Genomic DNA, 25565 nt, shown 5'->3' on the forward strand with positions numbered 1-25565 from the left:
AGCACTGTTTATGATGGGCGTCCACAGCATGCCGGGACAATTGACTGCGCAGGATAAAGGCCAGCAGGTGCTTTATCAGCAAACAAGTGAAGTAAATAATATCATGGTAAAATATAAAGCGGACCGGGGTAACCTGCTGCGCTTCTATTTTATTGACAACTCGCCCGAACGCCGGGAGCGCCTTCGTGCCGTGTACGATGGCTACCTCAAAGACCTCGCGCAGCTTGATTTTGAAAGCCTGCCCGTGGGTTCGCGGGTAGATTACCTGCTGTTCCGCCGGGATCTGCAGGAGCAGTTGCGCCGCCTGGACGTGGAGAAGAAGGAAGTGGACCAGCTGAAAGACTGGTTTGGCTTCGCGGATAAGCTGTATGAAACGGAGAAACAGCGCCGCCGCGGCGCCGAGCTGGAAGCACAACCGCTGGCGGCCGACTGGCATAAGATGGCATTAACCATCGGGCAAAAAATCAAAGCGCTGGAAACGGCTGGCGGTATGAACATCTACCAGATCCGCCGGGGTAGCGGCATTGTGAAGGGGTTAAAAGAAGTGGTAGAAACCGTTGACCAGTTTTATAAAGGATATGACCCTTCTTATACCTGGTGGATGGCCGGCCCCGCGAAAGAGCTGAACGAAGCCCCGGACGCGTATGCCGCAGCCTGGAGAACCAAGGAGAAAGCAGCGCCGTCCGGCAAAGACGACGGCAGCGGCATCATTGGTTATCCTATCGGAAATGAGGAACTGGTGCGCCAGTTGCAACTCGAAATGATCCCGTATTCACCGGAAGAACTGGTCGCGATTGCGAATAAGGAATTTGCTTATTGCGATGCGGAAATGTTGAAAGCATCCCGCGAGATGGGGTTTGGCGATGACTGGAAAGCCGCCATGGAAAAGGTGAAGAATACTTATGTAGCGCCAGGCAAACAGCCGCAGATGATCATGCGTTTGTATAATGAGTCTGTCGATTTCCTGAAGAAAAACGATTTGATCACCATCGCACTGGCCGAAGAAGCCTGGTCAATGATCATGATGACGCCGGAACGCCAGCTGGTAAACCCTTTCTTTACCGGTGGCGAAACGCTGAGCATTTCTTATCCGACCAATGAAATGACGGAGGCCGACAAGCTGATGAGCATGCGCGGTAACAACCCGCACTTCTCCCGCAGTACCGTACACCACGAACTGATCGCCGGTCACCACCTCCGGGCTTCATGGAATCCCGCTATAAAACTTACCGCGATTTCCAGACCCCGTTCTGGATCGAAGGCTGGGCACTGTACTGGGAAATGCTTCTGTGGGATATGAAATTTCCGCAATCTCCTGAAGACCGCATCGGCATGCTATTCTGGCGTATGCACAGGTGCGCGCGTATCATCTTCTCGCTCAATTATCACCTGAATAAATGGACACCGCAGCAGTGTATCGACTTCCTGGTAGACCGCGTAGGCCATGAGCGCGCGAACGCAGAAGGAGAGGTGCGCCGCTCTTTTGTAGCGGGCGGCTACAGCCCGCTGTACCAGCTGGCTTACATGATCGGCGGGTTGCAGTTCTATGCCTTGCAGCGCGAGGTCGTTCCTTCTAAAATGACAATCAAACAATACCACGATGCGGTGTTGCACGAAAACGGATTACCCGTGGAAATGGTGCGGGCCATCCTGACGAATCAGCCGTTGAAGAAGGATTTTAAAACGAACTGGCGTTTTTACCAGGTGAAATAAGTAATTAGTTGTAACCTGCATATATGCAAGGCGGGCGTCTCTTTCGGGATGCCCGTTTTATTTAAAAACACTAAGCCGGCCTGTGAGGGACCGGCTTTGTTTATGAGAATAATGCAATCACTAAAACTTCAATGCCACGCTCGCCAGCACATTCATCGGTTTCTGCGGCGTTCCGCCCGGGTTCCAGTACTTTTCATCCGACAGGTTATTCCCTTTCACAGAGATGCGGTACTTCGGCTGATCGTAGTACAAGGCCGCACTTAACAATGTATAACCCGGCAGTACGAACACATTGGTCGCTTCGAACCATGACTCCGAAATATAGTTGCCGCCTACACCCAGGCCAAGGCCTTTGGCCTTACCATGTGTCAGGAAGTAGCTCATCCAGATATTGCCTACATGTTTAGGGCTGGCGATAACGCTTTTGCCCTCCAGTGCAGCGGATGCTTTTTTATAAGTGTTTTCATTGAATGCATACCCGCTCATGATGTTCAAACCTGAAATAGGGTTGGCGATCACTTCGAACTCAAAGCCCTGGCTCAGCTGCGTGCCATCCTGTACGGTGAAGTTGCCGCCGGTGCGGGCTTCCGTACGGGTCGAGTTGCTCACATCGATGCTGTACACATTAAGTGTCGCATTCAGTTTGTTCGCGAATACGTCGATTTTCACACCGCCTTCCCATTGATTCGCGTACTGCGGCCTCAGTTCCAGGATAGTGCCGTCCGGTTGCGTTGCCGGGGCCAGGTTGGCGAAACCGTTCATATAGTTGGCGAAGACCGATACTTTATCTTTTACCACCTGGTAAACGAGGCCGAGTTTAGGCGACAGCGCATTCTGTTGGTAGGCACCGGTAAAACGTCCTGTGACAATATTGTAAGTGCCTTTAGTGGTGTAGCGGTCTGCGCGAAGGCTCACCATCGCCATTAAACCAGGTGTGATGTTGAATACATCAGAAATGTACGCACCATAGTTGTATGCTTTGGTGTAGCTGTTCGAGTAACCCACTGCATAAGAAGTATCGGCGATTTTATCCGCGTTGATGATGCGGGTGGGACGTAATACATTCTCTACACCGCTGAAATTGAAAACGGAACGGTACAGCTCATTGTAGTTGTAGTTGTAATCTAGGCCGATCACCACGCGGTTGCGGAATTTGCCGATCGTGAAGTCACCGATGAAATTCTGCTGCAACTGGATGTTGCCAAAGGTTTCAGGTGTCTGGTTGCGCATGTTGCGGGTCACGGTGCTGTCGGTCAGGTAGTTGAAGGTCGTCCACATAAGGCTTTTATAAAAACCCTCGGAATACAGGAAGTTGGTTTCTGATTTCCACTGGTCATTGAACTTATGTTGGAACTGTACCTGCAGGTTGTTGATACCATTTTCTACGTCCACGCTGTTATTGATCATCGACTTTTTATAATCCAGGGGAGGTCGCGGAAGCTGCGGGCCTGCATGTTCGCCAGGGAAGCGGCGGGAATGCCGAACGTGGCGACCGTATAGTTGCCGCGCGTCAGTTCTGCTTCTACCGTAAGTTTCGTGCGATCATTGATCTGGTAAAGGAAGCTGGGAGAGATCGTGTAGCCTTTGCTGAAACCCTGGTCCTGGAACGAGGACTCCGATTGGTAAGCGGTGTTCAGGCGGAATAGCAGCGTTTTTCTTTATTCATGGGGGCGTTAATGTCTGCCGTGATACGGCCGAAATTGTAGCTGCCGCCCGTAGCGGTCACTTCGCCACCAAAATATTCATAAGGTTTCTTGGTTACATAGTTGAATACACCACCGAACGAAGTGTTGCGGTTGCTGCCGAATAAAGTACCGGAGGGGCCTTTGATCACTTCCACGCGCTCGAGGATCACCGGGTTAAGTGGAACGATAGCACTGGTAGCCATGCCGTTACGCATACCGATGGTGCCCGAAAAGCCCCTGATGCTGAGCCCCTGTGAACCGCCGGCCGAAAAGTTGGGCACGGCGCCGGGGATGTTGCGGTAAATATCGGTGCGCTCTACCGACAGCTGCTCCAGGATCAGGGTTTGTCCAACAGTATGATACACCTGCGGATTCTCTAGATTTTTGATGGGCAGGCGGGCAATCTGCTCACTTTCCTTCGTCACGAATTTATTGGAAACACCACCGGTAATAGTTATCTCTTTCAGCTGGGTGCTGCTCACTTTCAATTGCAGGTTCACAGCCGTTACTTGTCCCTTTGTGATCACTACCTCCTGTTGCAGCTTCTCATGACCGATGAAAAATACCTCGAGCGTATAAGTGCCTGCGGGTACACGATTGATGGCAAAGGCGCCCTCTTCATTAGTAATGGCGTATTTGTTGGCGCCATTCAGCACAACGGTTACAGCTGCAGCCGGATGGCCTTCATTCGAGGTAATTATGCCTTTGATCGAGCCATATTCCGGGTCAGCCGCCATGGCGGTAACAGAAAGGAAAAGTAAAACTAAGGTGAGCAGTTTCTTCATCTGAACAATAAAAATTTTCGCAAAGGTTGGGATCTATCTGTCACCTTGTTTTAACATTCCGGAAAATTTTTGCATGATGAAGTGAATTGACATCGGAATGACAAACAGGAGGGCCGGACAAGCAGTCTGCTTTTTATAGGATAATTATAGGTAACTATAGGATAAGCTACTAATTGCCGCCACGCCCCAAACGCCAAAAACGCCAAAAACGTCAACTGATTTGGTACATAGCAGTGGCAAAGGTAGATTCGCCTGAAACAGCATATCATGACAAATCAGCTATCGGGAACCGCGTGGAGGCCACCCTGCATGGGCATACGGTTATCCGCATGGACAATGGCCTGAAAGTGCGCCGTCAGCGTCTTTCACCCGGCTCCGGTTGATCCAGCCGGCAAAGTATTTCAGTTAGCGCTGTTGCGGATGGTGAGCAGCCGCGTGACCCCTTGTGGCCGAACAAAACGGGGAGGGGTTTACCGGGCGTGAGGGCGATCATGGGGCACAGGATAGTACAGGGATGTTGATGCCCATGGTGTCCCTGCATGAGGAGCCATTGTTCGCGGCCTTGGGTACTGGTGTTGTATGGGGAGCGGCAAAAGGCGTCAGTTGTATAATTCTTCGTAGTTGCCGCGTTGCAGGGGGCGGCTCCAGCCCGGTGGAACGGCTCGCCCAATTTGGCTCCGGCATTATACTAATGAGGGTGAGATCCTGCAAACGGCGGTCCGGTACGCGGTATCATTACCTATATTTTCACATGCCTTATCTACATGCAGTCAATGTGGATGGGAAGGTATCCATGGTATCGTTAAATGGACCGGGGCAGGCTTCGGCTGGAGAGAAAACAGCGGTTACAGCGAACAGGAGGGAGGCTGGTAAAGTTGCAACAAGGCACGGCTGAAAAATTAACCTGCCTGAAACTGGCTGGTCAAAAGTAGGTAGATACACTTATTATTCACCTCATCTGAACAGATTTTAACCAGTATCCCCCTTTCATAAAAAACCTGCTCAAATAGTTGTTTTAGCCACTTTTTATAATTTATTTTGATTGGAATAGTCAAAAGCCGGGTAACCAGCTACAGGCACAAGTTCAAATATTGCAATAAATTTCGCGTTAATTATGACCAGTTACGGTAAACAGAAGCGGTTGTTAGTGGCAGTGGATTGTATCATCTTCGGATTCGACGGACAGGAGCTGAAAGTATTGCTTATCAAACGTGGCTTTGAACCCGAGCGCGGAAAGTGGAGCCTGATGGGCGGTTTTGTGCAACCCGACGAAAGTTTCGAAGGTGCGGCAGAACGCGTATTGAAACAACTGACCGGCCTGGAAGATATTTATATGGAACAGCTGTACGCCTTTAGCCGTCCCGACCGCGACCCTATCGAACGTACTGCCTCCATTGCTTACTCTGCGTTGCTGGACATTAACCAGTACCACCGCCAGCAGTTACGACACGAGTTTCACGCAGAATGGTTTTCGCTTTCGCAGGTACCCGATCTGATTTTCGATCACACCGAAATGATCGATATGGCCAAAGAGAAACTTCGGTATAAAGCAGCCATTCACCCGATTTTATTTGAACTGCTGCCACAGAAATTTACCATCCCGCAGCTGCAGCTGTTGTACGAAGGTGTGTATGAAACCGACTTTGATAAACGCAACTTCAGCCGCAAAATCCTGTCTTTGAAACTACTCGTTAAACAGAAAGATAAAGACAAGGAAAGCTCGAAAAGAGGCGCATTCTATTACAAACTGGACAAGAGAAGGTATAATGCCAATTTTAACTCTTTCCTGAATTTCATCGCCAAGCCGCATAACCTGAAATAATCACTGTCCTGCACCATCCTGCCCCGCAGGAATGTTGAAAAAAGTGTTATTTTGGGAATAATTGTCGTGCAGACAATTTATTTTTGTTTACTTTTATTAAATGTCAAACTGACAATCATCACAAAACGCGTTATGAATCAGAGTGCTTATGTTATAGGCGTCGACTTTGGAACGGATTCGGTGAGGGCACTGGTAGCCAGCACGCAAAACGGAGAAACGATCGCCACCGCTGTACAGTATTATCCACGTTGGAAAAAAGGCCTGTACTGCGACCCATCCTCCCAGCAATACCGCCAGCACCCGCTGGATTACCTGGAGAGCACGGAGGCCGCCATCAAACAAGCATTGGCCGCCTGCCCGGACGGGGTGAAAGCCAACATTAAAGGAATTTCAGTGGATACCACCGGCTCAACCCCCGTAGCAGTAGACGCTATCGGAACACCTTTGGCCCTCACGCCCGGTTTTGAAGAGAACCCGAACGCCATGTTCGTGCTCTGGAAAGACCATACCTCCAACGACGAAGCAGAACTGATCAATACCATCGCCCACAGTGGCAAATTCGAGGACTATACCAAATATTGCGGCGGTATTTACAGCAGCGAATGGTATTGGGCTAAAATGCTGCATGTTGTGCGTGTGGACGCAAAGGTACGCGACGCGGCCGTATCCTGGGTAGAGCATTGCGACTGGATCCCGGCGGTACTAAGCGGCAATAAAGATGTAAAAACACTGGTGCGCAGCCGTTGCGCCGCCGGACATAAAGCGCTGTGGCACGAGTCCTGGGGCGGTTTGCCCCCGGCCAGCTTCCTGAACGCGATTGACCCGCTGCTGGTAAAGTATGCAGATATGTTTAAGGAAACAGTGGTAGCCAGCGAACCGGTAGGCACCCTGAGCGCCGAGTGGGCAGCAAAACTGGGGCTCCCGGAAACCGTGATCATCGGCTCCGGCGCCTTCGACGCCCACATGGGTGCAGTAGGAGCGGATATTCAGCCCTACGCACTGTGTAAGATCATCGGCACCTCCACCTGCGACATCCTCATGGCTCCCATGGATGCAACAGGCCACCTGCTGATCAAGGGCATCTGCGGACAGGTAGACGGCTCCGTAGTGCCCGGCATGCTGGGCATGGAAGCAGGCCAGAGTGCCTACGGCGATGTATACGCCTGGTTGCGCAAACTCATCATCAAACCAATGGCCGCGCTTATGAATGGTGACGTCGACGCCGAAAGGCTGCAGCAGTATGAAGATAAATTACTGGCGTATTTGTCAGGCGAAGCGGAAAAACTGCCTTTAAAAGACAATGACGTGCTGGTACTCGACTGGTTCAACGGTCGCCGTACACCGGACGCTAACCATACGGTAAAAAGCGCCATGATCGGTCTGCACCTCGGCACCGACGCGGCACATCTCTTTAAAGGACTGGTAGAAGCCACCGCCTTTGGCGCACACAGCATCGCGCAACGATTTGAAGAAGAAGGCGTGCCTATTAAAGAAGTGATTGCCCTGGGCGGCGTAGCCAAAAAGTCGGGTTACGCGATGCAGGTACTGGCGAACGTGATGAACCGTCCGATCAAAATCGTGGCGAACGAACAAGCCTGCGCTATTGGCGCCGCTATGTTTGCAGCGGTAGCCGCCGGTGTGCACAAAGATACTGCCACCGCGCAGCAAGCCATGTTTGGCGGATATGAAAGAGTATGGGAGCCGCAACCGGAAAAAGTGGATTACTACGCCAAACGTTACCAGCAATTTTTAGCCCTGGGAGCCTTCTCAGAAAATGTATACGCATGAGCAAATACCAGCAACTGAAACAAACTGCTTACGAAGCCAATATGCAGCTGCCTAAATTGGGCCTGGTACTGTTCACGTTCGGAAATGTGAGCCTGGCCGACCATAACGAAGGCGTATTCGCCATCAAACCCAGCGGCGTGCCTTACGAGCTGTTGACGGTGGACGACATGGTGATCGTAGACTTCGACGCTAACACCATCGAAGGAACAATGCGCCCATCTTCCGATACAAAAACACATGCGGTATTGTATAAAAACTGGCCGAAAATAGGCAGCGTGGTCCACACGCATTCGACCTATGCTACCGCCTGGGCACAGTCGCAGCGCGACGTTCCCATCTTCGGCACCACGCACGCCGACCACCTGACGGTAGATGTGCCCTGCGCGCCGCCGATGAGCGACGACATGATCAAAGGCAATTACGAATACGAGACCGGTTTCCAAATATTGAATTGCTTTAAAGAGAAGGGACTGAGTTACGAAGAAGTGGAAATGATACTCGTAGGTAACCATGCGCCGTTCACCTGGGGCAAAGACGCAAACAAAGCGGTATATAACGCCGCTGTGCTCGAAGAAGTGGCCCGCATGGCCTACCTCACCGAAAGCATTAATCCGCAGGCGCCGCGTTTGAAGGATGCGCTTATCCGCAAACATTTCGAACGTAAACACGGACCAGATTCTTATTACGGACAATAGACACTACTAAAATCATCTTATAAATTTCACTAGAACATGGCAGATTTGAAAGCTTTAGAAGTTTGGTTCGTTACCGGCAGCCAGCACTTATACGGGGAAGAAACATTGCGCCAGGTAGCGGCCAATGCGCAGGCTATCGCGGCTTCGCTGGACAAGGCGCCACAGGTGCCGGTACGCGTGGTGTTTAAGCCAATCGTTAAATCAACAGAAGAAATATACGCTGTTTGCCAGGAAGCCAACGTGGCTAAATCCTGCATCGGCATTATTACCTGGATGCACACTTTTTCCCCGGCGAAAATGTGGATCGGCGGTTTGAAAATTCTCCAGAAACCTTTACTGCACCTGCATACACAGTTTAACCGCGACATTCCCTGGGGCGATATCGATATGGACTTCATGAACCTGAACCAAAGCGCCCATGGCGACCGCGAGTTCGGTTTCATGGTATCCCGTATGCGCATGAACCGTAAAGTGGTAGTAGGTCACTGGCAACAGGAAGAAGTGCTGAACAGCATCGAAACCTGGGCAAGGGCTGCAGCTGGCTGGGCCGACCTGCAGGGCGCCCGTTTTGCCCGTATTGGCGATAACATGCGTTTTGTAGCTGTAACGGAAGGCGATAAAGTAGAAGCAGAACTGAAATTCGGTTTCTCTGTAAATACATATGGCGTGGGCGATGTGGTAGAACACATCAAAGCGGTATCCGATGCGGCAGTGGCGGCACTTACCGACGAATACGAAGCGACTTACAATGTAGTAGCCGGCCTGCGTAAAGGGGGCGCGCAATACGATTCGCTGAAAGAAGCGGCAAGGATCGAAATTGGCCTGCGCAGCTTTTTGGAGAACGGTCATTTCAAAGGCTTTACCGATACGTTCGAAGACCTGCACGGCATGGTACAGCTGCCCGGCCTGGCCGCGCAGCGCCTCATGGCGAGCGGTTACGGCTTCGCCGGTGAAGGTGACTGGAAAACTTCAGCGCTCGTAAGAGCGATGAAAACCATGGGCACCGGCCTGAAAGGCGGTAACGCTTTCATGGAAGATTATACTTATCACTTCGATCCGAACAACCCGATGGTACTCGGTTCGCACATGCTGGAAATCTGTTCGTCCATCGCCGATGGAAAACCGAATTGCGAAGTGCATCCGCTGGGTATTGGCGGTAAAGCCGATCCGGTTCGTTTGGTATTTAACGTAGCAGAAGGCCCGGCGATCAATGCATCTATCATCGATATGGGCAATCGTTTCCGTTTACTCGTGAACGATGTACAGGCGGTGAAACCACAGCACGATCTGCCTAAACTGCCCGTAGCGCGCGTGCTCTGGAAACCTTTGCCAGACATGAACACCGCGCTGGCAGCATGGATACTGGCGGGTGGCGCACACCATACCTGCTATAGCCAGAACCTGAATGTAGAACACATGCAGGATTTTGCAGACATGGCCGGTATTGAGCTGGTGCATATCGGCGCAAAAACCGACCTGTATCAGTTTAAGAACGAGTTGCGCTGGAGCGAGGTGTATTACCAAATAAATAAGTAATCAGTATATAAAAATTTGCTTTATTACGTTAACTTGGGAGACAGTGAAAACAGCTGTCTCCCGTTAGCGCAAAACAAAATCAACCAGCTAAACCTATTCCAACTGATCATCATTCCACTTAAAAATCAACATAAGTTCTAGGTTATGGATAGACTGTCACTCATTGACTATGTCATTTTCGTCATTTACTTCTTCCTGGTAGCAGGTTACGGTTACTGGATCTATCGTCGCAAGAAGAAGGCGACTACCGATACAAAAGACTTCTTCCTGGCCGAAGGTTCCCTTACCTGGTGGGCTATTGGCGCTTCTCTTATTGCATCGAACATTTCTGCCGAACAGTTTATCGGCATGAGCGGTAACGGTTTTACCGTAGGGGTAGCCGTTGCGGCATACGAATGGGTAGCAGCCGTTGCGCTGATTATCGTAGCGGTTTGGTTTATCCCGGTATACCTGAAGAATAAGATCTTCACGATGCCGCAATTCCTGAAAGAACGCTATAACGAAACAGTGGCGCTGATCATGGCAGTGTTCTGGCTGTTCCTTTACATCTTCGTAAACCTGACCTCCATCCTGTACCTGGGCGCCGCGGCGATCAGTACACTGGTGGGCCCGAACGGTAACTTCCATTGGATCATGATAGGTTTGGCAGTATTCGCGCTGATCATCACCCTGGGGGTATGAAAGTAATTGGCTACACCGATGTAATACAGGTGGTGGTGCTTATTATCGGCGGTCTGGCCACTACTTACCTTGCGCTGACCATGGTGAGCGAGCATTTCGGTTTGGGCAAAAATGCCCTGGCCGGCTTCAACCAGTTGCTGAAAGATAGTCCCGAACACTTTAAAATGATTGTTCCGAAACCCGGTCCCAATGCGACGCAGGCGGATATTAACAAGTACCTGATGCTGCCAGGCATAGCGATGTACTTCGCGGGACAATGGATCGTGAACCTGAACTACTGGGGCTGTAACCAATACATTACTCAACGGGCGCTGGGGGCCGACCTGAAGACAGCCCGCAACGGTATCCTGTTCGCAGGTTTGCTGAAGCTGATGATGCCTGTGATCGTAATGCTGCCCGGTATTGCTGCGTATGTATTGTATAAAAATGGTAGCTTGCAGGCAGAAATGGCCGCCGGTGGTAAATTCAACCCCGACAATGCCTATTCTGCGGTACTGAGCTTTTTGCCCACCGGATTAAAAGGACTTTCACTGGCGGCCTTAACGGCGGCGATTGTGGCTTCCTGGCAGGTAAAGCGAACAGTATTTCAACGATCTTTACATTGGACGTCTATAAAAAGTACATCAAAAAAGAAGCGGACGAACAGAAACTGGTGTGGATCGGTCGCATAGCCATCGTGGTGGCCATGCTGATCGCCATCGGTTTCACCTGGAACGATACCCTGGGTATTTCCGGCGAAGGTGGATTCACCTTTATCCAGAAGTACACCGGCTTTATCAGCCCCGGCGTATTCGCGATGTTCCTGCTGGGTATGTTCTGGAAACGGACAACCGGCGCCGCTGCCGTGGTGGGTGTAATCACCGGTTTTGTACTTTCAGTAGTATTTAATAACTATGCACCACAGTGGTTTGGTCCCGAAACGATCCTGTACACCGCATTCCTTAACAAAGACGGCGTGTACGAGATTCCCTTCCTGATCTGTATGGGCTGGGCGTTCTTCTTCACCATGGTGCTGATGATCGCCGTGAGCCTGGCGGGTCCGAAAGTAAACCCGAAAGCGTTTGCCCTGGACAAAACCATGTTCAAAGTAGCGCCTTCCACACTGGTGCTCATCGTAGTAACAATATTGCTCCTGACCGCGCTGTATGTGCGTTTCTGGTAGCTTGATAATATTAAGATTTTCTGGGAATCTTACTTTCATAAGATCTCAGCATGACGTGGATGCTAACGGAGGCCGGATTTTTCTGGCCTCCCTCTTTTTTGTACCAGCCCCAAATCTTTTCCCAGCCGCAGTTGTGTCACTCACTTCAACGATCTCTTCTCTTATCAAAAAAAAGCGCCCCCGTTACCAGGGACGCGCTTTGTTGGCATGGTGTTGTTGTTATGGGTGCTTTACTTTAAACTTTCCTTCCACTTTGTGTACACTTTTATTAAAGCCGCCCGCCACGGGATATTTTCCCGAACTGGTAGCCGTAAATGTGCCGGTGAGGTAGCCCGCCTCGTTCTCCAAACTGGTAATGTTGATGTTACCCGGACTGTCGCGCCCTTCCCATACGATCGTGTAAATGGAGCGATAGGTAAACTCACCCGTCGCATCCAGTATCTTAAATTGTTCGGTGTGGGTGAATGGGCGTTCGCCCAGGTGGTCGTTAAATGTCAGTTCAAATGATTTTCCGCCGGTACTGGTTATTTCAGCCATACCATCTTCCCGCTTTTTAAGTTCCACCGATTTGATCTGCCATTCGCCGTCATCGACGCGGTATTGAACCATGCTGCCGTTTACGCGCACTTTGGATACCATGGTTACGCTTTCCTGTTGCAGGTGAAGGGTAACGACGTCAAAGTCCGGCGGCACGTTAGCCGGGGCTTTGTAGGTCGCTTTGGCGCCATTTGTGGTTAATACGCCCGCACCGGTGAGCTCCCATTTTTAATGAATTGCGTTTCCAATGCGGTGGCGGCTTCTACGGGAATAGTGGCGCCCTGTGCTTTCGGCTTCAGCAGGCCGTTCTGTATGGCAAGGGGCAACACCCGCAATGCTTCAAAGGTTTGGCTGTCATTTACGTTCAGGTCGGCGAAGTAGGGATTGATGAACATCCACGTCATCAGTGACCAGTCGCCCAGCCGGGTGCTTTGTACAGTAACCGTTTTCAAACCGGTATTGATCATGTGTTGCGGCAAAAATTGCCATATGCCCTTATCGTCCTGGAAGGCCATGCCGATAGTAGTAATGTGTTGCACCAGCAACTCCACCGGCTCGTACGAACATGCGATGCTGACCGGCTTTTTGAAGGTGATATTGCCCGGCGATAACCGGTAACCGGATCCGATACCGCCGGTATTAGTATTCTCTATGCGTTGAATACCGATCGTGGTGGCGGCATCGAGTGCACCCGCAGGGATGGTCACAGTTAAATAACCGTCTGCGCTGGTAACGGTACCGCCTTCCGGACCCACCTGCTTTTCAAGCGGCGGTGCAATGATCGCTCCCTGCGGGCGAACGACACCAGTAGCGGGGAGTTGGGGCGATGGTTTGTCTTTATCCTTTTCTTTGCGGCAGGCGGTGAATAACGTCAGGGAGAACAAACAGCAAAGGAGGGGCAGTGTGCGTTTCATTGTTTTTATTTGAACGCAAAATTATTGAGTGGATGGGGCTGGCGGAGCAGTAGGAGGGCGTGGTTTTGAAAATCAGTAGTTGTACGGATTGGATGCCTTCAGCTCAAACACTTTCCCCGCCCCCGTAAACCGCGTATCCTTCACCGCCGCCGCGCCATTAAACTTGTATTGCAACCCACGATCCCGGTCGCTTCATTGGTAAATGTCAGCGCATACACTTTACGTCCATTGATATAAATCTTGGCCTGTTTGTTCACGGTTTCCACGCGTACAGTCGTCCACCGTTTAAGGTCGCAGCCGAAACCGGAAAGGTCGGCCGACTTACTCTCGGCACGCCATCCGCAGAAGTAGAGGGCCAGGTCACCTGCGCAGGAAGGAGCGGATAGGGGGAGGAAGATCACATCGTTTTTGCATTCGATTAACAGCTGCACATTGTGGCAGGCATTGGAGCCGTCGTCGAACTCGTTTTTGATGGTGGTTTCAAAAGTGAAGTTATCGGTCATCAGCGGACCCATGTCCTGTATGTTAAACAGGCGTAACTGGCCAGGATTTGCTGCTTCCACGATGCCGTTCTGCGCGCAGGAGAGGTATTTCGGCGCCGGGGCACAAGCCCAGCGCATCCCCATGGAGCCCGCGTATTGGCAATACAATGCTTCCTCCGTGGACTTTATCACGCAAGATGGCCTGAAGGCGGCGCACCTGAAAGACGGTATGCCCTTCATCCCTAAAAACCTGCAGTTCGCTAATGGTACTATTGAGTACGATGTGGCGCTAAAGCTCGGTTTCCCCGGTATCAGCTTCCGCATATCAAAAGATGGGAAGAGTGCCGACCAGTTCTACCTGCGTTATTTCGGCTCCACCTCACCGGAGCGCCGCACGACGATCCAGTACGCCGCAATCGTGGACAGTATGAGCATGTGGGATATGACCGATGAGTACCAGGGCGGCGCAAAGCTGAACATCCCGGGGTGGAATCATGTAAAGCTCGTGGTCTCCGGCAAACAGCTGAAGGCTTATGTGAACAACATGACCCGCCCCGCGTTGCTTGTGCCCATGCTGGAAGGCAGCGAAGCAAAAGGTGGACTGGCCTTCTCCGGTGGAGATGTGACCATCACCAACTTCATCGTACGGCCGGATGTTACGGAGGGACTGGACCCGGCGCCCGGTTATGTGCCTCCTTACAACGACACGCGCTATCTGCGCAACTGGCAGGTAAATAAACCGAACGCTTTCCCGTTCGGGCGCGAGGTGGCCGCCTTTTTGCCGGGCCGCGGTATGGTAAGGGCGCCGGAGTACCCGGACAGTACCGCCAGCTGGACGCCGGTATGGGCCGGGCCGCGCGGCATCGTTAATCTTACGCGTGCACTGGGAGCCACGCCGTTCGGGCAGCGCCGGCTTGCCTGGATTAAAACGACGATAGCATCAGCCACTGCGCAGGAACACACGTTGCAACTGGGCTTCAGCGATGAAATTTGGTTATTCGTGAATGGCGATATGGTGCTGGCGGATAAAAACCTTTTAACACACCAGGACAAAAGTTCCCGGAAGGCCGGTGTACGATTGAGAATACGAGTTTAAAGCTGCCGTTGCGACAGGGCAAGAATGAGATATTGATCGCGGTGGCTAATTACTTTTATGGTTGGGGCGTTATCGCGCGACTGGATGATACAGAAGGCATCCAGCTACCATAAAGAAATCCCCCGCATCGTCGCGGGGGATGGGGAGATCAACAAGCAATCGTTCCCATTGTGCGTATGAAAACTGTGTAGCACGAGTTAATACGCGAAACCTTTGCGTTTGAACAGCCAGAGGTTTCGCCAGCCATCGCCTTGTTCCACCACGGTGAGCTCGTTGTTGTTGATCTTCACAATGGTGTAGGTGATGTTTTTACCGTTGCTGATGTCGCTGCCGGTGATCTTGATCGTTTTCTTTACGGTGTCCAGCGCAAAGAAGCCTTTCTCAGTTTTTCCCTTGCTCACTTTGGTGAAGTTGGCGGCGCCGTTAAGGTCAAAGGTCATTTCGTCATTAAGCACACCCCAGCTGGTGAGGTCGGGAACGCCCACGCGCCACCATTCCGGTGTGAGGGCGCCTCCCGATCCATTACCATAACAGGCGCCATTTGGCTCGTCGATGGCCCATACCCATACTTTGCCGGCAACGCCGTTGGTCAGCTGGTTCCACATCGGGTTGCTGAAGTAGTTGGCGTCGTTTTTGTTACGGTAACATTGGCGGAATCTTTTACGGGTCCGCCCCTGGCTGTACGCGTAAAATTTAATGTTGTACGTGCCGGCAAAGGGAAGGATGATGGTATCCTTTTGTTTGTTGGAAATGCCGATGCCATAGTCCCAATACGCAATCGTACCAGCGGTCTGGTTTTCGAGCATGACTTTATTGTCATAGCCGGCTTGTTGTGTAACAGAGAATTTGAGTTGTGCGCGGTCTACCGGCGCGGGCATGTTCTCCCGGTCTTCCCGCGGATCGCAGGCGGCCAGCAGTAACAGGGCGTATGCTAAGTGAATGCGTTTCATGATCGTTCTTTTTGTGATTACAGGCTCCAGCCTTCATTTTGTTTCAGCGTGCCATTACTCAGGTTGATTTGCTTCTGTGGTATCTGCAACAGTCCCTTGGTTTCGGAGCGGAAGCTCACGTTAAACTGTGCGTCCGTACTACTGTTATCGATGGCCTGTTTGGCCACGTTCAGGCCCTGCCGCAGCAAGTCCCAGTAACGTACACCTTCCAGCGCCAGTTCCAGCCTTCGCTCTTCCATGATGAGTGCTTTGCCTGCAGCATCGTTGGTTAAGGGTTTGCGGTGCGTGGTATTACGGAAAGCGCGGTCGCGCACCTGGTCATAATAGTGCTGCGCTTTGCCCAGGTCACCGTCCAGCTGCAGTTCTGCGGCCATCAGCAATACGTCGGAGAAGCGGAGCACCACGTAATCATAGAAGTTATCGATCTGGAAATCTCCGCCTACATCTTCGGGTTTCAGGTTGTTCATCGGCATATATTTTTTCCAGAAATAGGTGGTGTACTGCGGAAAGGTTTCGGCGTACGTGAGATTTTCGTCCGCAATCGAAATGATGGTGCCGGCTTTGCGTGTATCCCCGGTTTCGTAAGCATTGTACAGCTTCGGGTTTACCGGCCCTGCGCCCCAGCCCTTGTAATAAGGAAGCACCACTTTGTTCCGGATGCCGATCATCACCATCATGCGGTTACCGTCGTTCTTGTCCCAGTTTGCCAGCCCTTTGTAGGTAAATTTGATGGCAAACACGGTTTCCTTGTTATCTTCTTTTGCGAAGTTGGCGCCGGCCGACTGCCACAGTAACGGGAAGGAATCAACGAGTCCGTAACCGCTGGTGTTGATCAGTTCTTCGAGGTACTCCCGCGCTTTCGCTTTGGTGGTTACGCCCGCAAGGTCGTTTTGGGCATAATAGCCCGTATAATACAGGAATACCCGCGCGAGCAGGGCTTGTGCCGACCAGCGCGTCACACGCCCGTAATCGGCCTTGGGAATGACGCTGTAGGCGGTCGCCGGCAGGTTGGCGATGGCGAATTCCGGTCTTCGGCAATCAACTTATACACTTCCTCGGGCTTCGCCTGCGGCTGATAATACTCCGTGGGGTCCAGCGCTTTGGTGACCAGCGGAATATTGCCGAACAGGCGCACCAGGTCAAAGTAAAAGTAAGCGCGGAGGAAACGGGCTTCCGCGATGTAGCGGGTTTTGTTGGAGCTGTCCATACCCCAATTCACGTGGCCGATATTTTCGAGCAGCACGTTGGCGCGGTAAATGCCCCTGGTAGTATTTCGTCCAGGGACCATCATTCGTATTGATGTCATTTTCAAACCTGTCCCAGCGTTTCCAGGCCATGTCTGACTCGCCCCCACCGCCGAAACAATTGTCGCTGGCGATTTCAGATACCAGCTGAATGTTGTCGTACCCGCCGATCTGGAGTACGTCATACACGGCCACCAGTGCTTCGAGGGCATCTTTGGGTGTCTTGTAAAAACTTTCGGTCGTTCTTTTGTTGATCGGGTCCCGTTCCAGGAAACTCTTGCTGCAGGAGGCCACGAGCGTGAGTGCTGCGAGGGCGTATAGTATCTTTTTCATAAGGAAGATCAGTTTAGAATTTGACATTAATGCCGGCTATCAAAGATTTAGGTTGGGGATAGGTGCCGATATCGATACCGGATGCCCATCCGCTCGGGCCATAACCCACTTCCGGGTCCATGCCCCTGTACTTCGTGAGGGTAAGCAGGTTGCCGCCCGATACGTAAATCCGGCATTGTTGCAGCGGCACGTTCTTCAGCAGGCTTCGTTTCAGATCATATCCCAGGTTGATGCTGCGTACGCGGAGGAATGAAGCATCGTGTACAAACAAGTCAGACGCGCGGTTGTAGTTCAGGTTCTTTTCGTCCGCAATGGTCATGCGGGGCAGGCGGTTGGAAGTACCTTCGCCTGTCCAGCGGCCCAATATGTCAGTACTGTAGTTGCTTAGTGGCCGCGAGAAGTCGCGGATGCCATCGAACACCTGGTTGCCGGATACGCCGTAGAGGTATACCGACAAATCCAGTCCTTTAAATCCAACACTCAGGTTCAGCCCGTAACTCAAGTCGGGATTGGGGTTGCCGATCATCGTTTTATCGTTTGCATCGATCACGCCGTCGCCATTGCGGTACAAAGCGTACGTCGCCAGGTACCGCATCGGGCTGAATTCTTTTCCCGCCTTTATCTACATAACTGTTTACTTCCTGTTGGTTCTGGAAGATGCCAGCTGTCTGCAATCCGTAGAAGAAGCCCATCGGCCGGCCCTGTTGTGCGCGGTAAAACTCATCCGCGCCCACGAAGTTGATGCCCGCTTCGCCCTGTATGATCTTCTCCTGGTTCGGAATGTCTATTACTTCGTTCTTGTTGAAAGTCACATTCGGATTGATGCTCAGCGACACGTCGCCAAATGTGTGACGGTAACCTAAGCTGATTTCCACGCCCTGATTTTTACGCTGCCACCGTTGATCATCGGCGGGTTGGCGCCGGCCAAAGCGGGTACGGGTGGGGCGATCAGCCAGTCTTTCGTGGTTTTGCGGTACCAGTCGGCGGTCAGACTGAAGTCGCCGAACAATTGTAAGTCCACGCCAATGTTTGCCTGCTCGGATGTTTCCCACCGCAGGTTGGGATTGGCTACGCGGTCGGGGGAGGAGCCCACGAACTGTACATCATCTTCTCCAAAGAAATAGTCTTTGTTGGTGGAAGTGACGGTAGCGAGATACAGGAAGTCATCGGTCGGCTGGTTACCGTTCTGGCCCCATCCGGCGCGAAGTTTCAAAAAGTTCAACCACGAGCTTTGCAGGAACGTTTCGTTACTGGCCACCCATCCCGCGGAAACAGAAGGGAAGTATCCAAATCGGTTGTTAGCGCCGAATTTTGTGGAGCCGTCCGCGCGGAAAATACCGGTGATCATATACTTCTCCGCATAGTTGTAACCCACGCGCCCGAAGTATGATACAAGTGCACTTTCGTTGCGGCTGCCATTTACTTTACGTGTTTCTTCCAGGGTGCCGTTGTCGATCACCGAATGTGCAAAGTCCAGCACCAGCAGGTCTTCCTTCGATCCGCTCATGTTGAAGCCGTTGAATTCATTGGCCGTCATCCCCGCGAGCACGGTCAGGTTATGCTGACCAAAAGCACGTTGATAAGAAATGGTGTTATCCCAGTTCCAGGTGGCATACCTGCCCATATCCTGGGCCGCGCGGGAGTGGTTATTTACGACGTTGGTAGATAAATTGTATGCCGGGAAAAAGGCGTTACCTGCCACGAAGTTTGCATCCAAACCGAAGTCACTGCGGAGTTTCAGCCCTTTAATAGGTTCTATTTCCAAATATGCATTACCTAAAAAGCGATCGGATTTTGTCTTGTTATTATACTGATAGTACATCAGCGCCACCGGGTTGGTTTCATCCGGGTTAAAGGCCGATTTGCCGAAGTCGCCCGCGGAGTCGTACACCGGGAACTGCGGACTGGCATTAATCACGGAGCGAAGGGAGTTGCCGTAAATATTGCCCACACCCACACCTTTTTTATTCGACATGGTGTACGTGAAATTCTGTCCAAACCGTACTACGTCTTTATACATTTTATGTTCGGTACTCAGGCGGATGTTTACGCGTTCGTACTGCGACTGTCCTTTAAAGCCGATGACCCCGTCCTGCTTCATATAGCCGATGGACGTGGAATACAGCGATTTGTCCGAGCCGCCGGAAATGGTCAGGGTATGACTTTGCATGGGTGCGTTTTTGTTATACATCGCGTCCTGCCAGTCGGTGCCTTTATCAAATTTGTTGATCTCGTCTAACGTAAAATACGGGGCCTGCCGGAGTTGATCGCCGCTTCATTCATGATGATGGCGTACTCCTTTGCATTCAGCAGCGGCAGTTTGCGCGCGGGGTTCTGTACGCCGTAGAAGCCATCATAGCTCACGGTCATATCGCCCTTGCGGCCTTTCTTCGTGGTGATGAGAATAACCCCGTTCGCCGCGCGGGAACCGTAGATCGCTGCGGAGGCCGCATCTTTCAGTACGTCCATGGAGGCTACGTCGGAAGCATTCAGGTAACTGATGTCGCCGGTAGGTACGCCGTCTACAATGTAAAGCGGGTTGGAGTTACCCACCGTACCGGTGCCGGATGCGCACTTTCATCGCTTCTCCGGGTTGGGCGGAGTTGGTGGTAATTTGCACGCCGGGTGTTTGTCCCTGCAAGGCCTGGTCTATCCGCAAGGTATGCGTTTCCTGCAGGTCTTCGCCGCCTACGTGGCCAATGGCACCGGTGTTCAGTTTGCGCTTTTCGGCGCCATAACCTACCACCACCACTTCGTCCAGGCCGGTACTGTTCTCGGCAAGTGTGATCTGCAGGCTGCTTCGGCCATTTACCGCGATCTGCTGTTTTACATACCCGATCAGCGATATTTCCAGCGTGTCGTTGTTATCCACCATTACCTGGAACGAACCGTCGGCACCGCTTACGGTACCGCTGCGGGTGCTTTTAACAAGTATGTTCACGCCCGGCAGCGGGCTCTTGTCAGTGGCGGCTATGACCCTGCCGCTCAGCGGGTGTTTGTCGCGTGGAACTGCGCCCGCTTTGGCCGCGGGAAGCAGACAAAGGAGCATTACGGCTCCCAGGAAGTTTGTACACGTTTTTCATAATAGAGGAATTTAATTTTTCAGGGAACGATTGCGTCTTAAAGCCTGTCTGTTGGGGAATTACAGTTGTATCGTTTGTGCCTTGCCGTTATATTGCACAGTTTTGTCCGCCGCACTATCCGGGTTAAAGGCCTTCGGCTTTTGCTTGTTGATGTATACCATACGGAATACCCTGTTCGTCAGCATTCCCGGGAAATCGCCTGCCCGGTCGCCAATGGTGAGTTGTTTCGTCGCTTCGTTATAGTTGATGGGTATCTCGCTGAACTTTCCTTTTTCATATTGATAATTGATGCGTTCATCTTCGTACAGCGAAAACTGTGCATCGCGGCCGCCATACACGAATAATGTAAGGGTATCCGCCGGTTTTTCGCCGGTATATTGTAAGGCCGAGCCAGTGGGCACAATGCTGCCTTCCTGTATGTAGAGTGGAATACGGCCGAGTGGCGCATCAGCCTCGATAAACCGGCCGCCGGTCAGTTGTTTGCCGGAATAGTAATCGTACCAGCTGCTGCCGGCAGGCAGGTACAGGCGGCGCTGCCGCGCTTTATAGTGATACACCGGGTTTACCAGTAACGAAGGCCCAAACATGAACTGGTCACCAATGTTGCGCACGGCAATGTCGTCCGGGAAATCCATCACCAGCGCACGCATGATCGTATAGTCGTGATGGTAGGTTTGTCCTGCCAGTGAATAGATGTAGGGCATAAGCCGGTAACGGAGCCGGTTGTAATACAACATCGAGTTATATTCTTCGCTGCCTTCTTCCGCGATGTTGAACACTTCCCTGTAAGGAAACTGTCCATGAGCGCGGAATAGTGGGCAGAAAGCGCCGTACTGGTACCAACGGGTATTGAGCTCGCGCCATTCCTTCAAAGCTTCACCGGTGGGCGCAGGGCGGTCATATTTATCTTCCACGAAGAAGCCGCCGATGTCTGTCGTCCAATATGGCAGGCCGGAAAGCGACATGTTCAGTCCCGCCGGTATCTGCCTTTCCATTTCATCGAACCTGGCGGCAATATCGCCGCTCCAGCTGGCCGCGCCATAACGCTGGATGCCGGGAAATGCCGTGCGGGTAAGGATGAATACGCGCTGGTCATTATTCACGGACCGTTGCCCTTCGTACACGCCCTGTGCATTCATCAGCGTGTAGCCGTTAAAGTATTGTTCCGCGGGACCTAACGCCGTTGGACTCATCAGCTTTTGCGGTGCTCGATGCTGGAGTTGGAATAGATGTCCGGTTCGGAAGCGTCCAGCCACCAAGCGTCTACGCCTTTGGAGAAAAGGTGCTCGTTCATCAGCTGCCAGAACAGGCTGCGGGCGCCGGGATGATAGGCGTCGTAAAAGGTGGATACATACCCTTTGCCAATCCAGTCGCGCTGGCGGTCCGCAATGTTTTGTTTGTACAACCATCCTTTGTCTTCAAACTTTTTATAGTTGCTGATGCCCTCGTAGAACTTGGGCCATACAGAAATCATGAAGTGCGTGTTGTATTGCCTGTGCAACTGGTCGATCATGCCTTTGGCATCCGGGAAACGTTTTTCATCAAACTCCTGGCTGCCCCAGGCATCTTCTTTCCAGTACGACCAGTCCAGCACGATATTATCCAGCGGGATCTTTTTGTCCCGGAAGGTTTTCACCGTTTGCAGGATCTCGGCCTGCGTTTTATAACGTTCACGGCTTTGCCAGAAGCCCAGCGCCCATTGAGGGAGCAGCGATGCTTTACCCGTAAGCGTACGGTAGCCGCTGATCACCTCGTCGAGTTGCTTCCCATAAACAAAGTAGTAGTCTATTTTTTCGGCAGCCTCCGAACTGAGGCTCATCTTATCTTTCAAATCGCGCGAAGGCCCTAACCACTTAAAGGAGAAAAAGGATTGGGCCGATTCGGGTATCCACTCTATTTTAAGTTGATGTGGTGTATTGGCCGTAAAAGACTGCTCAATAATACTGGGACCAGGGTTCCAGCTTTCGCGCCACCGGTCCAGCCGCAGTTGCCCATCTACCCAAATTTTAATATAGCCCGAGGAGGTGGTATAGAACTTATAACGACCGTTTTCCTGCGGTTTTAATACCCCTTCCCACGTCACTTTGCCCTTATCCAGCGGAAAGCCGGCGGGCAGTGCATCGAGAGAAGCGATGTAAGTATAATCGATCTGCTGTTCCGGCCTACTGGTGTGTACTTTCCCATTCACGCTGTAATCGGCGGTAAGGGCGCCCAGTTCACCAATGGGGCGGGGCGCGCGGTCGTCGCCGAACTTCGTAATCGAATAATTATCCCACAGAATACCATAGTTACGGCTCGATACGAGGAATGGTACTGCAGCGATGGCGTTGTATTGGGTAAGGTCTACATCCTTGTCTTTATAGTTTATCAACCCCGTTTGCGGCTGGCCCAGGCCGTAAAATGCTTCATTTTCGGGGGACAGGAAACTTTGTTTCACCTGGTATAAATCTTTGCCGCCAAACTCCACGGGCTTAAAACTTTTGGCTGCTTCTTTTAAAAGGATGTTGCCCGCCGCATCCCGGAAGGTAACGATGCCACTGCTGAGTTGCACGGAGGCAGAAAGGACGGCTGTTTTCAGCACTACCTCGTCGGGGCGCTCCAGTGATTCCCACTTTACCCCCGGCACTCCACTGGTAACTACCATCAGGCTGGGTGTTTGCGAAAACGTATCCTCAGCGCTCGCGGTTACATGAATAATCTTCTCGGATACCACCTGCAGCTTTACCTGCCGCGCCCCACCGGAGGGCGGTTGTTTAAGGAAAACGATGAGTCCGTCGGGGAGCTTTTCGATATGGCCGGCAGTTGCGCGGCACGAAAACATAACGATCAGTATCAGTAACCTGGCCATGCTTTTTTCATACGGGTGGAATTGTAAACGATTGACTTGTGGTTGATGCTTATACCGCAAATGTAGCAGCAGCAAGGATAGGTGATGGTACGGGGATGTTTTCGATTAGGGGTTATTTTGTTAAGGACGAGGGGGCGTTTTGATAGGAGGAGGGGTGGGTTTGTTAAGGGAGGTGGGAGTGGCTCGTCCCCACGCTTACTGCCCTCCGCCTTTAAACCGGGCCCCGTATGCGGACGGGAGCTCCTTAAACTCCGCCTTAAAATACCGGGCAAAGTACTTGGGGTTGTTAAATCCAACCTCATACGCCACTTCCGCCACAGTTAGCTGGCTCTTTTCAAGCAATACGGCCGCCCGCTTCAGGCGGATGAGGCGTATAAACTCGATGGGTGTTTTCCCGGTGAGGGCGAGTATTTTCTTATAGGCGGTTACGCGGCTCATAAACAGGGTGCGGCTCAACTCTTCTACGGAAAAGTCCGCGTTGCTGATGTTTTCCTCCACGATAGCGGTGGCCCTTGCCATCAGTTGCTCGTCTGCCGGCGTTATTTCCGGCTGCGAGGGGTTGACTTCCAGCTTTTTGCGGTAGCTGTCGCGTAGCGACGCCTGTTGTGCAATGATGTTCCGTAGGCGGGACAACAGCATCCCAAAGTTGAACGGTTTAGTGACGTAGTCGGTTACGCCCAGCTCCAGCGCTTCCAGCTGCTCCGTTTCGGCTGCCCGGGCGGTGAGCAGCACAATGGGAATATGCGTGGTGGCATGGTCGCGCCGTACCTTACGGCAAAACGCCAGTCCATCCATTTCGGGCATAGACACGTCGCTTACGATCAGGTCGGGCTTTTGTTGTTGCAGCAAATCCCAGGCGATGCGGCCATTGGGCGCCTCCACGATGCGGAAGTACAGGCGCAGGTTATCTTTCAGGTAAAAACGGAAGTCTTCATTGTCTTCCACCAACAGCAACAGCGGCTTTTTACCGGGTTTTTCGGGCGCTTGCGGCGTTTCGGGCGGGCCGCCGGACATTACCTCCGTTTGCGGGGCTTTAACGGCCTGCTGCGCCGCGCCGTGCAGGGGGAACACGATCGTGAAGCAGCTGCCCATCTCGGGGGCGCTGTCTACAGCAATAGTGCCGCCATGTAGTTTTACGAACTCGGAGGTAATACTGAGGCCGATGCCGCTGCCCTGGTTGAGTAAAGATCCGGGCAGCTCGTGCTGGAAAAACCGTTCGAATATCCGCTGCTGCTGTTCCAGCGGAATGCCGATGCCGGTATCTTTTACACTGATCTGGCAGGCGTCCGGCAGGCGCTGCATGCTCACGGTGATGCTGCCATTGTCCGGTGTGAATTTAAAGGCGTTCGATAACAGGTTAAAGATGATTTTCTCCACCTTGTCGGGGTCGTATGGCATAATCACCGCTTCCGCATTACTTTCAAAGTGCAGGCGGATATGTTTTTTATCGGACAGGTCGGAGAAGGACTGCGTGAGCTCGCGAACATAGCTTACAATGTCGCCTTCCGTAGCGTGAAGTTTCAGCTCCTGCATTTCGAGTTTGCGGAAGTCCAGCAGCTGGTTCACGAGGTTCAGAAGCCGGCGGGCATTGCGTTGCATGAGGCTCAGTTGTCCTTTTATCTGGTCGTCGCCGGTATGTTGTAAGATTTTTTCCAATGGCGCCAGGATGAGGCTCAGCGGTGTCCTGAATTCATGGCTGATGTTGGTGAAGAAGCGTATTTTAAGTGCGTCCAGTTCGTGCATGCGTTGTGCTTCCTGGCGTTCCTGCGTTATGCGGAAACGCATGCGTTCCCGGTCCAGGGTAATGCGGCGGGCGAGTAGCAGGGCGCCGAGGACCAGCAGTGCATACAGGCCGAATGCCAGCGGGGTGCGCCAGAACGGGGCTGCACCGTAATCCGCAACGCCTGTTCCTGTCCGGTCCAGTCACCATCGCTGTCGATCGCTTTTACGAGTAAGGTATATACGCCCGGATCAAGGTTGGTATAGGTTACCTTGCGCGTGGCGCCGGCGGGTACCCAGTCTTTGTTAAAGCCTTCCAGTTTATACAGATAGCGGTTCCTTTCCGGGTGGAAGTAATTGAGCGCGGCGAATGATACGGAGAACACGTTTTCGCGGTGCTTTAACGTAATTTCCGGCGACTGTGTAATGGACTGGGAAAGGAGCACGCGGCCGTTCAGTTTTTCGCCCACGCTTAACGCCCGGTTAAACACT

General features: G+C 52.2%; 26 protein-coding genes and 2 pseudogenes. 10 read left to right on the plus strand and 18 right to left on the minus strand.

Annotated elements, in window-relative coordinates; all coding sequences use genetic code 11:
- The first annotated feature begins 10 nt into the window (after positions 1-10).
- Positions 11-1300 carry a DUF885 family protein gene (locus MKQ70_RS06930; protein ID WP_282456256.1) on the plus strand — a complete coding sequence of 430 codons (1290 nt, stop codon included), beginning with the start codon at positions 11-13 and terminating at the stop codon, positions 1298-1300.
- Positions 1282-1713, plus strand: coding sequence for a DUF885 family protein (locus MKQ70_RS37885; RefSeq protein WP_282456257.1), 432 nt, complete (start codon positions 1282-1284; stop codon positions 1711-1713). Before MKQ70_RS06930 ends, MKQ70_RS37885 begins: the two co-directional genes overlap by 19 nt.
- Before the next feature lie 120 nt (positions 1714-1833).
- On the opposite strand, the pseudogene MKQ70_RS06935 reads toward MKQ70_RS37885, so the two are convergent.
- Both MKQ70_RS06935 and MKQ70_RS06940 read right to left on the minus strand, forming a co-directional pair.
- Positions 1834-3165 (minus strand): annotated as a pseudogene (locus tag MKQ70_RS06935) (TonB-dependent siderophore receptor); the annotation flags it as partial.
- A 181-nt stretch (positions 3166-3346) separates the two neighbouring features.
- Positions 3347-4183, minus strand: coding sequence for a TonB-dependent receptor (locus MKQ70_RS06940; RefSeq protein WP_248069475.1), 837 nt, complete (start codon positions 4181-4183; stop codon positions 3347-3349).
- Positions 4184-4416: 233 nt separating this feature from the next.
- On the opposite strand from MKQ70_RS06940, the gene MKQ70_RS06945 reads away from it, so the two are divergent.
- The 7 genes and pseudogenes from MKQ70_RS06945 to MKQ70_RS06970 all read left to right on the plus strand — a co-directional run bounded on the left by MKQ70_RS06945 (position 4417) and on the right by MKQ70_RS06970 (position 11867).
- The gene (locus MKQ70_RS06945; RefSeq protein WP_248069477.1) at positions 4417-4566 is read left to right on the plus strand and encodes a hypothetical protein; all 150 of its coding nucleotides are present in this window, start codon (positions 4417-4419) and stop codon (positions 4564-4566) included.
- Between the two features lie 731 nt (positions 4567-5297).
- Positions 5298-6005 carry an NUDIX hydrolase gene (locus tag MKQ70_RS06950; protein ID WP_248069479.1) on the plus strand — a complete coding sequence of 236 codons (708 nt, stop codon included), beginning with the start codon at positions 5298-5300 and terminating at the stop codon, positions 6003-6005.
- A gap of 132 nt (positions 6006-6137) precedes the next feature.
- The gene (locus MKQ70_RS06955; RefSeq protein ID WP_248069481.1) at positions 6138-7793 is read left to right on the plus strand and encodes a ribulokinase; all 1656 of its coding nucleotides are present in this window, start codon (positions 6138-6140) and stop codon (positions 7791-7793) included.
- Entirely contained in the window at positions 7790-8488 is a 699-nt protein-coding gene (locus MKQ70_RS06960) for an L-ribulose-5-phosphate 4-epimerase (RefSeq protein WP_248069482.1), read from the plus strand. The genes MKQ70_RS06955 and MKQ70_RS06960 overlap by 4 nt, the downstream gene beginning before the upstream one ends.
- Positions 8489-8524: 36 nt before the next feature.
- Positions 8525-10024 carry an L-arabinose isomerase gene (gene araA / locus MKQ70_RS06965; protein ID WP_248069484.1) on the plus strand — a complete coding sequence of 500 codons (1500 nt, stop codon included), beginning with the start codon at positions 8525-8527 and terminating at the stop codon, positions 10022-10024.
- A 144-nt stretch (positions 10025-10168) separates the two neighbouring features.
- Positions 10169-10705 (plus strand): sodium:solute symporter family transporter, encoded by a 537-nt coding sequence (locus tag MKQ70_RS41030; protein WP_308198958.1) that lies wholly within the window; start codon positions 10169-10171, stop codon positions 10703-10705.
- Positions 10702-11867, plus strand: a pseudogene (locus tag MKQ70_RS06970) (sodium:solute symporter family transporter). Before MKQ70_RS41030 ends, MKQ70_RS06970 begins: the two are co-directional and overlap by 4 nt.
- Before the next feature lie 219 nt (positions 11868-12086).
- On the opposite strand, the gene MKQ70_RS06975 reads toward MKQ70_RS06970, so the two are convergent.
- The 3 genes from MKQ70_RS06975 to MKQ70_RS06985 form a co-directional block, all read right to left on the minus strand.
- Entirely contained in the window at positions 12087-12560 is a 474-nt protein-coding gene (locus MKQ70_RS06975; RefSeq protein WP_248069486.1) for a hypothetical protein, read from the minus strand.
- 41 nt (positions 12561-12601) lie between these two features.
- Positions 12602-13318: a hypothetical protein gene (locus tag MKQ70_RS06980; RefSeq protein WP_248069488.1), complete on the minus strand. Its 717-nt coding sequence runs from the start codon at positions 13316-13318 to the stop codon at positions 12602-12604.
- 140 nt (positions 13319-13458) lie between these two features.
- Positions 13459-13944 (minus strand): hypothetical protein, encoded by a 486-nt coding sequence (locus tag MKQ70_RS06985; protein WP_248069490.1) that lies wholly within the window; start codon positions 13942-13944, stop codon positions 13459-13461.
- Here MKQ70_RS06985 and MKQ70_RS06990 point away from each other — a divergent pair.
- A complete protein-coding gene (locus MKQ70_RS06990; protein ID WP_248069492.1) occupies positions 13943-14896 on the plus strand; it encodes a hypothetical protein in 954 nt (317 codons plus the stop codon). The genes MKQ70_RS06985 and MKQ70_RS06990 overlap by 2 nt on opposite strands.
- Before the next feature lie 197 nt (positions 14897-15093).
- Here the strand turns inward: MKQ70_RS06990 and MKQ70_RS06995 are convergent, their stop codons facing one another.
- The 13 genes from MKQ70_RS06995 to MKQ70_RS41035 form a co-directional block, all read right to left on the minus strand.
- The gene (locus tag MKQ70_RS06995; protein ID WP_248069494.1) at positions 15094-15846 is read right to left on the minus strand and encodes a hypothetical protein; all 753 of its coding nucleotides are present in this window, start codon (positions 15844-15846) and stop codon (positions 15094-15096) included.
- A 17-nt stretch (positions 15847-15863) separates the two neighbouring features.
- A complete protein-coding gene (locus tag MKQ70_RS07000) occupies positions 15864-16805 on the minus strand; it encodes a RagB/SusD family nutrient uptake outer membrane protein (RefSeq protein WP_248069496.1) in 942 nt (313 codons plus the stop codon).
- Positions 16802-17053, minus strand: a complete 252-nt coding sequence (locus MKQ70_RS07005; protein WP_248069498.1) for a RagB/SusD family nutrient uptake outer membrane protein — start codon at positions 17051-17053, stop codon at positions 16802-16804. The genes MKQ70_RS07000 and MKQ70_RS07005 overlap by 4 nt, the downstream gene beginning before the upstream one ends.
- Positions 16986-17423: a hypothetical protein gene (locus MKQ70_RS07010; RefSeq protein WP_248069500.1), complete on the minus strand. Its 438-nt coding sequence runs from the start codon at positions 17421-17423 to the stop codon at positions 16986-16988. The genes MKQ70_RS07005 and MKQ70_RS07010 overlap by 68 nt, the downstream gene beginning before the upstream one ends.
- Before the next feature lie 13 nt (positions 17424-17436).
- Complete coding sequence (locus tag MKQ70_RS07015) at positions 17437-18018, minus strand: hypothetical protein (RefSeq protein WP_248069502.1); 582 nt, start codon at positions 18016-18018, stop codon at positions 17437-17439.
- The gene (locus MKQ70_RS07020) at positions 17954-18298 is read right to left on the minus strand and encodes a hypothetical protein (RefSeq protein ID WP_248069503.1); all 345 of its coding nucleotides are present in this window, start codon (positions 18296-18298) and stop codon (positions 17954-17956) included. The genes MKQ70_RS07015 and MKQ70_RS07020 overlap by 65 nt, the downstream gene beginning before the upstream one ends.
- A complete protein-coding gene (locus MKQ70_RS07025) occupies positions 18283-19593 on the minus strand; it encodes a SusC/RagA family TonB-linked outer membrane protein (protein ID WP_248069505.1) in 1311 nt (436 codons plus the stop codon). Before MKQ70_RS07025 ends, MKQ70_RS07020 begins: the two co-directional genes overlap by 16 nt.
- Positions 19594-19658: 65 nt before the next feature.
- Positions 19659-19976 (minus strand): TonB-dependent receptor plug domain-containing protein, encoded by a 318-nt coding sequence (locus MKQ70_RS07030; RefSeq protein ID WP_248069508.1) that lies wholly within the window; start codon positions 19974-19976, stop codon positions 19659-19661.
- Positions 19969-20472: a carboxypeptidase-like regulatory domain-containing protein gene (locus MKQ70_RS07035; RefSeq protein WP_248069509.1), complete on the minus strand. Its 504-nt coding sequence runs from the start codon at positions 20470-20472 to the stop codon at positions 19969-19971. The genes MKQ70_RS07030 and MKQ70_RS07035 overlap by 8 nt, the downstream gene beginning before the upstream one ends.
- Positions 20473-20565: 93 nt before the next feature.
- On the minus strand, positions 20566-21699 hold the full coding sequence (locus MKQ70_RS37890) for a glycoside hydrolase family 31 protein (protein WP_282456258.1): 1134 nt from the start codon (positions 21697-21699) through the stop codon (positions 20566-20568).
- Positions 21699-23354, minus strand: a complete 1656-nt coding sequence (locus tag MKQ70_RS07045; RefSeq protein ID WP_282456259.1) for a TIM-barrel domain-containing protein — start codon at positions 23352-23354, stop codon at positions 21699-21701. Before MKQ70_RS07045 ends, MKQ70_RS37890 begins: the two co-directional genes overlap by 1 nt.
- Positions 23355-23549: 195 nt before the next feature.
- Positions 23550-25139: a hybrid sensor histidine kinase/response regulator transcription factor gene (locus tag MKQ70_RS07050; RefSeq protein ID WP_248069511.1), complete on the minus strand. Its 1590-nt coding sequence runs from the start codon at positions 25137-25139 to the stop codon at positions 23550-23552.
- Entirely contained in the window at positions 25124-25543 is a 420-nt protein-coding gene (locus tag MKQ70_RS41035) for a triple tyrosine motif-containing protein (RefSeq protein WP_248069513.1), read from the minus strand. The genes MKQ70_RS07050 and MKQ70_RS41035 overlap by 16 nt, the downstream gene beginning before the upstream one ends.
- Positions 25544-25565 lie beyond the last annotated feature (22 nt).

Source organism: Chitinophaga sedimenti (genome assembly GCF_023156195.1).
GTDB classification, from domain to species: domain Bacteria; phylum Bacteroidota; class Bacteroidia; order Chitinophagales; family Chitinophagaceae; genus Chitinophaga; species Chitinophaga sedimenti.

Coding starts and splice junctions, on each gene's coding strand:
- MKQ70_RS06940 (WP_248069475.1), bottom strand. CDS start 4,183: ATGAAGAAACTGCTCACCTTAGTTTTACTTTTCCTTTCTGTTACCGCC.
- MKQ70_RS06980 (WP_248069488.1), bottom strand. CDS start 13,318: ATGAAACGCACACTGCCCCTCCTTTGCTGTTTGTTCTCCCTGACGTTA.
- MKQ70_RS06990 (WP_248069492.1), top strand. CDS start 13,943: ATGGAGCCCGCGTATTGGCAATACAATGCTTCCTCCGTGGACTTTATC.
- MKQ70_RS07010 (WP_248069500.1), bottom strand. CDS start 17,423: ATGAAAAAGATACTATACGCCCTCGCAGCACTCACGCTCGTGGCCTCC.
- MKQ70_RS37885 (WP_282456257.1), top strand. CDS start 1,282: ATGCTTCTGTGGGATATGAAATTTCCGCAATCTCCTGAAGACCGCATC.
- MKQ70_RS07025 (WP_248069505.1), bottom strand. CDS start 19,593: ATGCAAAGTCATACCCTGACCATTTCCGGCGGCTCGGACAAATCGCTG.
- MKQ70_RS07035 (WP_248069509.1), bottom strand. CDS start 20,472: ATGCTCCTTTGTCTGCTTCCCGCGGCCAAAGCGGGCGCAGTTCCACGC.
- MKQ70_RS06995 (WP_248069494.1), bottom strand. CDS start 15,846: ATGAAACGCATTCACTTAGCATACGCCCTGTTACTGCTGGCCGCCTGC.
- araA (WP_248069484.1), top strand. CDS start 8,525: ATGGCAGATTTGAAAGCTTTAGAAGTTTGGTTCGTTACCGGCAGCCAG.
- MKQ70_RS41030 (WP_308198958.1), top strand. CDS start 10,169: ATGGATAGACTGTCACTCATTGACTATGTCATTTTCGTCATTTACTTC.
- MKQ70_RS06950 (WP_248069479.1), top strand. CDS start 5,298: ATGACCAGTTACGGTAAACAGAAGCGGTTGTTAGTGGCAGTGGATTGT.
- MKQ70_RS06930 (WP_282456256.1), top strand. CDS start 11: ATGATGGGCGTCCACAGCATGCCGGGACAATTGACTGCGCAGGATAAA.
- MKQ70_RS07045 (WP_282456259.1), bottom strand. CDS start 23,354: ATGGCCAGGTTACTGATACTGATCGTTATGTTTTCGTGCCGCGCAACT.
- MKQ70_RS06960 (WP_248069482.1), top strand. CDS start 7,790: ATGAGCAAATACCAGCAACTGAAACAAACTGCTTACGAAGCCAATATG.
- MKQ70_RS07015 (WP_248069502.1), bottom strand. CDS start 18,018: ATGCGGTACCTGGCGACGTACGCTTTGTACCGCAATGGCGACGGCGTG.
- MKQ70_RS07050 (WP_248069511.1), bottom strand. CDS start 25,139: ATGCGTTTCCGCATAACGCAGGAACGCCAGGAAGCACAACGCATGCAC.
- MKQ70_RS37890 (WP_282456258.1), bottom strand. CDS start 21,699: ATGAGTCCAACGGCGTTAGGTCCCGCGGAACAATACTTTAACGGCTAC.
- MKQ70_RS07005 (WP_248069498.1), bottom strand. CDS start 17,053: ATGGACAGCTCCAACAAAACCCGCTACATCGCGGAAGCCCGTTTCCTC.
- MKQ70_RS06985 (WP_248069490.1), bottom strand. CDS start 13,944: ATGGGGATGCGCTGGGCTTGTGCCCCGGCGCCGAAATACCTCTCCTGC.
- MKQ70_RS06955 (WP_248069481.1), top strand. CDS start 6,138: ATGAATCAGAGTGCTTATGTTATAGGCGTCGACTTTGGAACGGATTCG.